This is a genomic window from Escherichia sp. MOD1-EC7003, assembly GCF_002965065.1.
Lineage (GTDB): Bacteria > Pseudomonadota > Gammaproteobacteria > Enterobacterales > Enterobacteriaceae > Escherichia.
On record NZ_PTRE01000077.1, the window covers coordinates 1 to 10251 of the forward strand.

9 protein-coding genes are annotated in these 10251 nt (G+C 49.4%); 2 read left to right on the forward strand and 7 right to left on the reverse strand.

Annotated features, from left to right (window positions below; all coding sequences use genetic code 11):
- Positions 1-184: hypothetical protein (locus A7090_RS26300; protein WP_206748394.1), on the forward strand; the 184-nt coding region annotated here is incomplete at its 5' end.
- 66 nt (positions 185-250) lie between these two features.
- Here the strand turns inward: A7090_RS26300 and A7090_RS14210 are convergent.
- Positions 251-1561 carry an MFS transporter gene (locus A7090_RS14210; RefSeq protein ID WP_105274510.1) on the reverse strand — a complete coding sequence of 437 codons (1311 nt, stop codon included), beginning with the start codon at positions 1559-1561 and terminating at the stop codon, positions 251-253.
- Between the two features lie 139 nt (positions 1562-1700).
- Positions 1701-2897 (reverse strand): L-talarate/galactarate dehydratase, encoded by a 1197-nt coding sequence (locus A7090_RS14215; RefSeq protein ID WP_105274511.1) that lies wholly within the window; start codon positions 2895-2897, stop codon positions 1701-1703.
- Positions 2898-3201: 304 nt separating this feature from the next.
- On the opposite strand from A7090_RS14215, the gene A7090_RS14220 reads away from it, so the two are divergent.
- The gene (locus A7090_RS14220) at positions 3202-4206 is read left to right on the forward strand and encodes a LacI family DNA-binding transcriptional regulator (RefSeq protein WP_105274512.1); all 1005 of its coding nucleotides are present in this window, start codon (positions 3202-3204) and stop codon (positions 4204-4206) included.
- 89 nt (positions 4207-4295) lie between these two features.
- On the opposite strand, the gene nhaR is transcribed toward A7090_RS14220, so the two are convergent.
- The 5 genes from nhaR to A7090_RS14245 form a co-directional block, all read right to left on the reverse strand.
- On the reverse strand, positions 4296-5201 hold the full coding sequence (gene nhaR / locus A7090_RS14225) for a transcriptional activator NhaR (RefSeq protein WP_105274513.1): 906 nt from the start codon (positions 5199-5201) through the stop codon (positions 4296-4298).
- A 59-nt stretch (positions 5202-5260) separates the two neighbouring features.
- Complete coding sequence (gene nhaA, locus A7090_RS14230) at positions 5261-6427, reverse strand: Na+/H+ antiporter NhaA (RefSeq protein ID WP_105274514.1); 1167 nt, start codon at positions 6425-6427, stop codon at positions 5261-5263.
- 251 nt (positions 6428-6678) lie between these two features.
- A complete protein-coding gene (locus A7090_RS14235) occupies positions 6679-7923 on the reverse strand; it encodes a cytoplasmic protein (RefSeq protein ID WP_105274515.1) in 1245 nt (414 codons plus the stop codon).
- A gap of 129 nt (positions 7924-8052) precedes the next feature.
- Positions 8053-9546, reverse strand: a complete 1494-nt coding sequence (locus tag A7090_RS14240; RefSeq protein ID WP_105274516.1) for a sulfatase family protein — start codon at positions 9544-9546, stop codon at positions 8053-8055.
- Between the two features lie 19 nt (positions 9547-9565).
- Positions 9566-10141: an outer membrane protein OmpK gene (locus A7090_RS14245; protein WP_446718726.1), complete on the reverse strand. Its 576-nt coding sequence runs from the start codon at positions 10139-10141 to the stop codon at positions 9566-9568.
- Positions 10142-10251 lie beyond the last annotated feature (110 nt).

The window sequence follows — 10251 nt, forward strand, 5'->3', positions numbered from 1 at the left end:
TAGATCACAAAACTCTATGCCTGTCTTTTTTTACCCGCCCATTACTGGGGATTCCTCAGCGCATAAAGCGGGTTTTTTTATGCCTGTAATTTGGTGTGTCGACGGCAAGCAAGAGCGCTGGCGGTATGAGAAAGGACTTTTGGCGCTGACATTATCCACTCTGTTCACCGGGTATGACGGATGAAAAGACCGCTGTTTCGCAGGAGTATGATGCGAAACAGCGGTGGCGAATCCTCGCCAAGATGTTAAATCAAGCGATGCGCGGAGCCAGCGTCAAGCGGTCCAGCGGCCCGACGATAAACAGATAGGAGCACAGGCCCAGCACGCCCATGGATCCGACGTACAGAATGGCGTAATCAAACGAGTGGGTGTTGGCGAGGATCACGCCGATGACCAGCGGAGTGATAATGCTTGCCAGATTACCGCACATGTTAAATACGCCGCCCGCGATGCCGAGCATCTCTTTCGGCGAGGTGTCGCTGAGCACGCACCAGCCAAGGTTGCCAAAGCCTTTGGCAAAGAACGCCAGGCTCATGGCGGCGATCACCACCACTTCTGAAGAGGTGTAGTTGGCGACGACAATCACGCAGGAGAGCAGCATCCCGCAGATCACCGGCAGCTTGCGCGCGGTAGTCAGGCTGTAGCCGCGTTTCAGCAGCCAGTCCGAGAATACGCCGCCCAGCAGGCCGCCGATAAATCCGGCAATCGCCGGGATACTGGCGACGAACCCGACTTTCAGGATCGACATACCTTTCGCCTGGTAGAGATAGGTCGGGAACCAAGTGAGGAAAAACCAGGTAATAGACGTGACGCAAAACTGACCGATATAAACCCCGATCATCATGCGATTAACGCAAACGCTTTTAATTTGCGCGAGGGTGAGTTTTTGCTGCGTTTTTTTGCTGCCTAATTCCGGCTCGCCGCCGCCTTCACGAATATAGTCGAGCTCCTGCTGGTTAATTTTAGGATGGTGAGAAGGATCTCTCACCTTTGCCAGCCAGAATATCCCTAATACTACCCCGATGGCGCCAATATAATAAAACACATAGTGCCAGCTTAAATTATGCAAAATAATAGTCATCAGCGGCGTAATAATCCCCAGCGAGATATACTGCGCGGCCTGATATACCGAAGTCACGAATCCACGCTCTTTATTGGGGAACCACTGAACGCTAAGTCGGCTGTTGGCGGGAAAGGCGGGGGCTTCGATGGCGCCCATCATCAGGCGCAGAATAACCAGTACCACCAGCGGGCTGGCGAACATATAGATAGTGCCCTGGAACATGGTTACGACCGACCAGCCTATTAGCGCGCAGCCGTAGACCAGCCGCGAACCATATTTATCCAGCAGCCAGCCGCCGGGTATTTGCATGATAACGTAGGAAATACCAAATACCGAAAAAGCCAGACCCATCGCCTCCGGGTCAAAACCTAACTCTTTGCTCATAATTGGCGCGACGACGGACAGCGTTGCCCGGTCGGCATAATTAAATACGGTGGCCAGAAATAAAAATAATAATATACCGTAACGCACGTTACTGCGTTTTATTTGCTGTTGCATTTTAATCAACTCCTTTGCAGGGTTGTGTATTGTGGGTACAGCCAAAAAAAGGTTTTTCCCCGGCAGGGCGACGGGTTTTCAGTCATCGGTGGACCGGTAACCCAGACAGATGCGCAGCGCCGCCATCCGGGGAAATCGATTATGAGCGTTTACCAAACTCGCAGCTTTGCTGGGTCCAGCGACGAGCCTGTTCGCTCAGGGTGAAGCCCAGACCGTGACGCTCAGAAACCCACATCCGCCCGTCGCGCAGCTCCAGCTGTTCGTTAAACAGCGGGTTCAGCCACTCGAAGTGTTCCAGCCACGGCTCCAGCGGATAGGCGGCGGCAAGATGCAGGTGGACTTCCATCGCAAAGTGCGGAGCCAGCTTGCGACCGTGCTTCGCCGCCAGATCCATAATTTTCAGGAACGGAGAGATCCCGCCGACGCGCGGGGCATCCGGCTGCACGAAGTCGCTGGCGTTGCCGAGGATCAGTTGTTCATGCTCGCGGAAGCTGGTCAGCATCTCCCCGGTCGCAATCGGCGTGTCCAGCGCGGCGGCAAGCTGTGCGTGACCTTCGACATCATATGCATCCAGCGGCTCTTCAATCCAGATAAGATTGAACTGCTCCATTTTGCGTCCCATACGAATGGCGGTTTCGCGATCCCACTGCTGGTTGGCATCCACCATCAGCGGGAAATCATCGCCCAGCACTTCGCGCACTGCCGTCAGACGACGGATATCCTCGGCGGTATTTGGCTGGCCGACTTTCAGTTTGATGCCGCCGATGCCGTTCTCGCGGGAGATAGCCACGTTTTTCAGCACCTGATCCAGCGGCGTATGCAGGAAGCCGCCGGAGGTGTTGTAGCACTGCACGGAATCGCGATGCGAGCCGAGCAGTTTTGCCAGCGGCAGCCCGGCGCGTTTGGCTTTCATATCCCACAGCGCAATATCGATAGGGGAGATGGCCTGCACCGCCATGCCGCTACGACCAACCGAAGCACCGGCCCACAGCAGTTTGGTGTAGATCTTGTCGATATCGTTCGGGTCTTCACCGAGCAGGTTATCGGCAATCTCTTTGGCGTGGGCGTAAATGCCCTGGCCGCCCGCGCGTTTGGAATAGCTAAAGCCAACCCCTTCAAAACCGTCGCGGGAGCGGATTTCGACAATGATAATCGCCACTTCGGTCAGCGGTTTTTGTCGACCAGTGAGGACCTTGGCATCGCTGACCGGGGTCGCCAGCGGCAGAAAGGCCAGCGACAGTTTGACGTGTTCAATACGATCGCCGGTTTCGGCAGCGGTTTTGACGCCGGAAGCTTTGGCGTAGGTTACGGACTCGGAATTCGCGCTAGAGGTCATAGTCATTTCCTTGTGAGTTACAAAATGTTTGCGCTAACATTTTTAATCCTGATTTTGTTTTTATGCTATGTCAGTGATTTTAATTTGTACAAACGATCACAATTAGCGGTTATAAAGGGTGAAATTGTGCAATGCACATCACAATCCAAATAGGTTTGTGAAAAATCACAATGCATAATGATAGCGATAACATTTCATTTTTCAGGTCGTTGATTCTATTGGGGATGTACGGGTGAGCGCTGGCAATTGCGTGAGCCATCATCAATAATGCCCACATGAAACGACTCACTACAGGGGCTTAGTCGTGAAAAGCATAAAACCGACCCGCGCGCCGACGCTGGATGATGTGGCCCGTAGCGCCGGGCTGTCGTCGATGACGGTGAGTCGGGCGCTGAATACGCCGCAGCTGGTGCGGCCGAAAACGGTAGAAAAAGTGATGCAGGCGGTGCAGGCCACGGGCTACATTCCCAACGCGTTGGCTGGCGGGCTGGCGTCCAGGCGCAGCAAACTGGTCGCTGTGGTGGTACCGCAAATCAATAACAATATGTTTGTTGATACCATCCAGGCGCTAAGCGATACCCTGGCGGCGCGCGGCTACCATATGCTGCTGTGCGTGGCAGGCTACAGCCGGGAAACTGAAGCTGAGCTGGTATCAACTTTACTTTCGCGGCGTCCGGATGGCGTGGTGTTAACCGGCATTCAGCACGCTCCGGCGCTAAAGAAAACTATTCTTAATGCAGCCACGCCGGTGGTGGAAATTTGGGATCTGACCCCGACGCCTCTGGATATGCTGGTGGGCTTTTCTCATGAAAAAGTCGGCGAGACCATTGGTGAGTATCTGCTGGAAAAAGGCTATAGCCGTCCGGGGCTGCTGTGGGCCGGCGATTCTCGCGCGACGTTGCGTAAGCAGGGGCTGCGCGCCCGGCTGGCTAAGAGCAATATTGGCGATGCGCCTCAGGTCGAAGTGCCGCTCCCGGCATCGCTGGCGCTCGGGCGCCGAGGTCTGGCCGAGCTGCTGAATTCCGGCGAGTTTGACGTTATTGTCTGCAGTTCCGACACCCTGGCGCAGGGAGCGATTATGGAAGCCGAAAGCCGGGGTCTGCGCGTGCCGGAGGACCTCGCCGTGATTGGTTTTGGCGATCTGGATTTCGCCGCCAGCAATCGCCCATCCATCACCACGGTCAGCGTTGACCGCCACGCCATCGGCGAGCAGGCGGCCACCCTCCTTGCCGACCGTATTGAAGGTAACGGGGAAGGGGAAGTGATTATTGATATCGGCTTTCATCTGGTGGTGCGGGAGTCGGCGTAGATTTACTGAAGGCCTTATTTAGGCTCACAGTCTGCGTTCCCGTAGCCCGGGCAAGGCGCGTCAAGCGCCGTCACCCGGCGAACCACCGCTTACTTCCCCGGTTCGGCAAACAGCGCCGAATAGTCGCTATGGCAGATACGCTGTACCGATGGATGCTGAATCATGCGTTCGGCAAAAATTGCGTGATACTCTTCCATCACGTTATCCATACGGCCAATTTCCACAATGCTGTCATCAACATAGAAGTCGTGAGCATAGAGCGTCGGGGCGACAAAAATAGCATTGTGGGTGGCGCCAAATGCCTTCATCAGCGCTGCATCATCAAATTCGCCCAGAATTTCAACTTTTAACCCCTGCACGTTAAACCAGTTCAGCAGCTTGCGCCCCAGCATCGAACGGCGGCCAGGGATCAGCAGGCGTCGTTCCTCGAGGCAGGCCGGGAACGGTTTTTCCGGAGGTGGATTTGTACACCAGAAGCTCACGCTACACTCGCCGATTTTCACCGAGAACAGCCCTTCCTGCTGGGTGGAGTCAATCGGGCAGTCGGAGATAATCATATCCAGCTTGTGCTGGCTGAGCTGCTCCAGCAGCATCTCGTGCGTCGATTCAAAACAGCGCAGGTGGATCTGCTCGCCTTCAACCACCGCCGCATCCAGCACGCTGCTCACCAGCCGTTTCGATAACGCATCGGCCACGCCGACGTCAAACAGCAGATTCGACTCTTTGCGATAGTTGACGATATCCAGCATTTCCTGGCTTAAGGTAAACATTTTATCGGCATAGCGATAGACCAGCTCTCCCAGCTCGCTGGGTTCAAGACCACGCCCCTTGCGCTTAAATAATTTGCCTTGCAGGCGCTCTTCCAGCGCCCGGATCTGTCCGGTAATGGTTTGTGGTGTTAAATAAAGCGCCTCCGCTGCGCCAACCACGGAACCTTCTTTATAGACATGCCAGAAGTAATACAAGTGGTTGTAATTAATATGAGACATGCTCATTTCTCTCCCTGATAACAATGAAAAGGGAGCCGTTTATGGCTCCCCGGTAAACCGTCCTGTCAAACTGCTGGACGTAAACGAACGCGTAACCAGCTGTAGCCAATTACCGCCGAAGAGATGGAGCCGACCAGGATACCAAGTTTCGCCCAGTTAATCAGTTCTGGATCTACGCTACCAAAGGCCAGGCTGGCAATAAAGATAGACATAGTAAAACCGATACCGCACAGGATCCCCACCGCCATAATTTGCTGATAAGACGTTCCCTCAGGCAGATGTGCCAGTTTCAAACGCAGTGCCAGCCAGCAGAACAGACTAATTCCCAGCGGTTTGCCAATTAGCAAACCAGCGACGATCCCCAATGGCAGAATGGAGGTCAAACCATCCAGTGTGACGCCTTGCAGTGAAACGCCAGCATTAGCAAATGCAAACAGCGGCAAAATCAGATATGCCACCCACGGATGCAATACATGCTCCAGTCGCTTCGCTGGAGAACGACCATACTTCTCTTTCAAAGGAATAAAGAAGCCGACAATCACCCCTGCCAGGGTTGCGTGAACCCCCGATTTCAGCACCGCAGTCCACAGCACCACGCCAACCAGAATATAAATGCCCGTACGACGTACGCCACACAGATTCAGTATCGCGAGGACCACTATTGCTACAGCCGCAACGCCAAGAGAGACTATCGATAAGTCATTAGTGTAGAATAATGCGATGATAATGATGGCCCCAAGATCGTCGATAATCGCCAGCGCCATCAAAAAGATCTTCAGCGCTAACGGAACACGACTTCCCAACAGCGCCAGCACACCAAGCGCAAAAGCGATATCTGTCGCTGCCGGAATAGCCCACCCTTCACGAGTGATAGGGTCAGCATAGTTAAAGGCCAGATAAAGTAATGCCGGAACAATCATCCCACCAATAGCGGCGATAACTGGAAATGCGGCCTGGCGTAAGCTGGCTAACGATCCTTGCATTAGCTCACGTTTAACTTCCAGACCGACTAACAGGAAAAATACCGCCATTAGCGCGTCATTTATCCATAACAGCATGTTTTTGTTGATTTCAAGTGAACCAACCCGGAGCTGAACTGGCGTCTCCAGAAAGTCGTGATACCATCCACTGGTTGCGCCACTGTTGGCCATAATCATCGCCAGGAGAGCGGCAATGATAAGAATTATGCCTCCCGAGGCATCACTGCTAAAGAATCGATGCAGATGTTTCACTTTTTATTTCTCTTTCAGGTGAATAGATCATTTTTACTATTTTACCCCGCACAATTCATCGTTAAAATCAGATTATGATGTAGATATAGTTCGATTTTTACGAATTATTGGAGGATTTTCGCCATCAGGGATGAGATGAGTTTTTGGCAGCTATAAGCGCTGATGGGTGTCCCTAAACCCTGATAATCATAGCTTAAGGTCAGGATTTCTGAGGGATTAATTAGTAAAAGTAATACTAAAATCGCACTGTGCTATAGCTGTTTATTCCAGAGATGCTTGAGAATATCTAATGTTGAGACAACATTGGCAGGCGACATTCGGTTTAATGAAGGTAGAAAGGGATGAGTCTCTACGAAGTTGATAAAGCGAGTCGCGCTTGTCAACGTCGAATACCGCATTTCACTTACTTTCTTGTTTCCTGTAAGGTTGCAAACAGCCATTGAATAATCACGACCAGAAAATGCACGCCAGACATTATTTCTCACGCCACCACTAAAGAATAACCGCGGCGGTGTATTATCACGAGTCGTTTTCGCGCCGCGTTCTTTCACAAAGGAAATATGGCACTGGCCTTGATTAATATGCTGTAAATTAGCCATAAGGCAACCGCCTAATATAAAACATTCGTGATCAAGGTAATGTTGAATATTTATAGAACATGCATCAGTCAGTACTCTAACCAGTTCAAAATGGCGATACGCCGGAAGAACTGGTTTCACCAGCATCCCTGGATCGTTTTGATGTAATATCGCCCGACCATAATCAATATCAAATAAGGTATCACGCCGCATAGTAAGTAACTCCTTGCGTTGTACGTGATGCGCCAATGTACCTGGAGACATACGCTCTTCATAACTTGATGCATATTGATAGTGCAACTCTACCGCTGATGGAGAATAATTTGTTGAAATAGCAATGACTCTACCGCTTTGTTCTTCTGCGGTAACAAGACTATAAAGATAGTTATTACTACCGTTAAACTTTACGCGAAAAGCGCGGGTAGTCAGGGAAATATCAGAAACAGAAGAATACTGGCAATTTTCTTTATAGTTTACTTCCCGGGCTAGTTTTATCAATTCACGGTTAAGCCCTGTGCTATTAAGAAGTAATAATTTACGGATATCAGCAAGTGAAGCACCTTTCTCAATCATCAATGCTAACTGTGTTCTTCGCGGCGTTGTATTTGCATGCTCCAGAGTGATAAATGTTCTGGAACAATGATGACAATACATTCTCCTCTGCCTCTGAGCTGAATAACCATACTTTTTCAGAGATGTGCTTCCGCAAGCTGAACATTGTTGAACCAATCCTCGCCATGAATGATTAACACCATTACGATAAAGATTAAGAGATCGTTCAGATATCACAGGAAACAAGTAACCACATTCCCGACATAAAATATTTTTTCCTTGTGCAATATAATCCTGACTATTCAACACCCCCAGGTTTTTGCATCCTGGTGTTTTGCAACAATCAACATTTACGTTGGTAAACATATCCACTCCCTGCGAATATCAGGATATTATCGTCCTACGTTAAAGAAAAGAACCTGATTCAATGTGTAACATTGAATCAGGCGGGCATAGCCCTGAAAGGCATACATTACATTTATTATGGTTATCAGGTTAGCCCCAGGTTACCGCTTCCGGTTTATCACCTCTGGCTTTCATTAATGAATCATTATCAATATCGGTTTTATATTTTAAGAACTTACCATACATTTGTTTTTCAATGTCTGGCTTTTTACCTATCAGGTTAATGGTCTCAAAACGATCGGTTTTGAGGTTATATAGATACTTTGGCTTATTATTACGATCAATGATCATTTTCCAGTCACCATCACGTATCGCCCATTCGTCGGTTGGATCATCCTGGAATGGCATGTCAATTCCGAAGATTAATGGTTTTGCACGTTTTAGCGCTTTGTTCTCAAGGACAGGAACCAACGATTCGCCATCGAAAGTGCGATCTGTTGGTAATTTGAAGTTCATCATTTTCGCCAGAGTAGGCATCCAGTCCAGACCATAAACAGGCGTATCTGAAACCATTCCCTTTGGAAGATGTTTCCCGTATTTAATAATCGCCGGAACACGGATGCCGCCTTCCCAAAGATTATCCTTACGGCCACGTAATCCATCAGTTTCACCTGCCAAATTCAGTTCATAAACTTTGCGAGCTTCACGCGTTACCGGACCGTTGTCACTGGTAAAAATAACGATAGTGTTATCTTCTTCACCCATCGCTTTGATTTTATCCAGCACTTTTCCAACCTGAGCATCCAGATAACTGATGTTGGCATAATATTCTCCTGTGCCACGCCAGGGTTTATCTGCCCAGTCGCCATAAAATAAATCAGGATGCTGCTTCTGATATTCGCTCATATATTGTGAGTACATGTCGAGGTATTTTTTAGGCGAGGCCAGGGGACTGTGCACTTCGGTAAAAGCGACATAAAGGAAGAAAGGCTTACTGTCCTTTTTGTTATCCAACCAGTTAACGACTTCCGAACTAACATACTCACCACTCATTTTATCGGCACGAGGTGTGGGTTGCCCATTACGCAACCAGCCAGTCGGATAGACCATGCCAAAACGGGGACGCTCTTTCGCATTATCCAGAGTCGCGTCGGTAACAAAACCCGCCGTATTAACCAGTGAGTAATCAAAGCCCATATCTTTTGCCTGCGGCTGATCGGTGCGATCGCCGCCTGCATTCAGGTGCAGCTTACCCATCATGGCCGTATCGTACCCTTGTGCTTTGAGTAGATTCGCAATCGTGAGTTCATTACGCCCTAATGCCACATCTTTTCCCGTTGGGATCCATGAGCGTATGCCGGTACGAAATGGCATCCGCCCCGTTAATAACCCCGCCCGCGAAGGAGAACTTAAGGGAGCTGGTGCATAGTAGTCGGTAAATTTGACGCCTTCCTGGGCAAGCCTGTCAATATTGGGGGTTTTAACGATCTGATGTCCATATGTTGCCAAATCACCATAGCCTAAATCATCTGCCATAATGATGACTAAATTGGGTTGTTTAGTCTCGGCTGCTACAGCTGGATTAAAAGCATTCCCTGTGCAAACTGCAAGGCCGATGAAACTGGCCATTAATGTTTTCTGCATAATTATTTCCTGATGAAAATTAGAAATCATAACCAAGCATATAAATCATTTGATCGCCAAAGCCATCGTAGCCCAGCTTATTATCGAAATAACGCCACGTCACACTGGCTTTCCAGCGAGGATAGAACTTCCAGGCCACTGTTAAACCGCCATTTAGCCCATTCCGACCAAATTGTTGTTCCGCATAGGCATCATTTCTGTCTAGTTCTATTTCATTCCAGTTAGATAAAACAAATTTTTCGTCAAATAACGTAAAAGGTAATACTGCTGTCCAACCAACAACATAACCATTCCAGCCATTTGTTTGTCCATATTTGGCTGAGACGTAGTCTCCAGATTGATTATGTAATCCAATATACGGTTTAAAAAATCCCCATGAACCATTCCAGCCGAGGTAACCCACACCATAAAACATATCAAGATCGTCACCCCATGAGTTATCCCATTGACCATAGATCTTGCCAAAGAAAGTCATATCGGACTCAAAGAGTCTGACATGTGTCATAGCAGAAACGGTATGATTACGCCCCGCTACGGCACTGAGGAATCCCCAGTAATGGGCGGGTAAAAAAAGACAGGCATAGAGTTTTGTGATCTACTGATTTGTGCAACCAATTCAATGAGATCACTTCTATGCCTGCTCGACAAGTATGTCAGAATTTTTTCCACGATGCGTTAGCACCGTTTCACAAATACCGACAAAAT

Bases quoted from the DNA above. Each gene is read 5' to 3' on its own strand.
- A7090_RS14210 (WP_105274510.1), bottom strand. From the start codon at position 1,561: ATGCAACAGCAAATAAAACGCAGTAACGTGCGTTACGGTATATTATTA.
- A7090_RS14215 (WP_105274511.1), bottom strand. From the start codon at position 2,897: ATGACCTCTAGCGCGAATTCCGAGTCCGTAACCTACGCCAAAGCTTCC.
- nhaR (WP_105274513.1), bottom strand. From the start codon at position 5,201: ATGAGCATGTCTCATATTAATTACAACCACTTGTATTACTTCTGGCAT.
- A7090_RS14235 (WP_105274515.1), bottom strand. From the start codon at position 7,923: ATGTTTACCAACGTAAATGTTGATTGTTGCAAAACACCAGGATGCAAA.
- A7090_RS14240 (WP_105274516.1), bottom strand. From the start codon at position 9,546: ATGCAGAAAACATTAATGGCCAGTTTCATCGGCCTTGCAGTTTGCACA.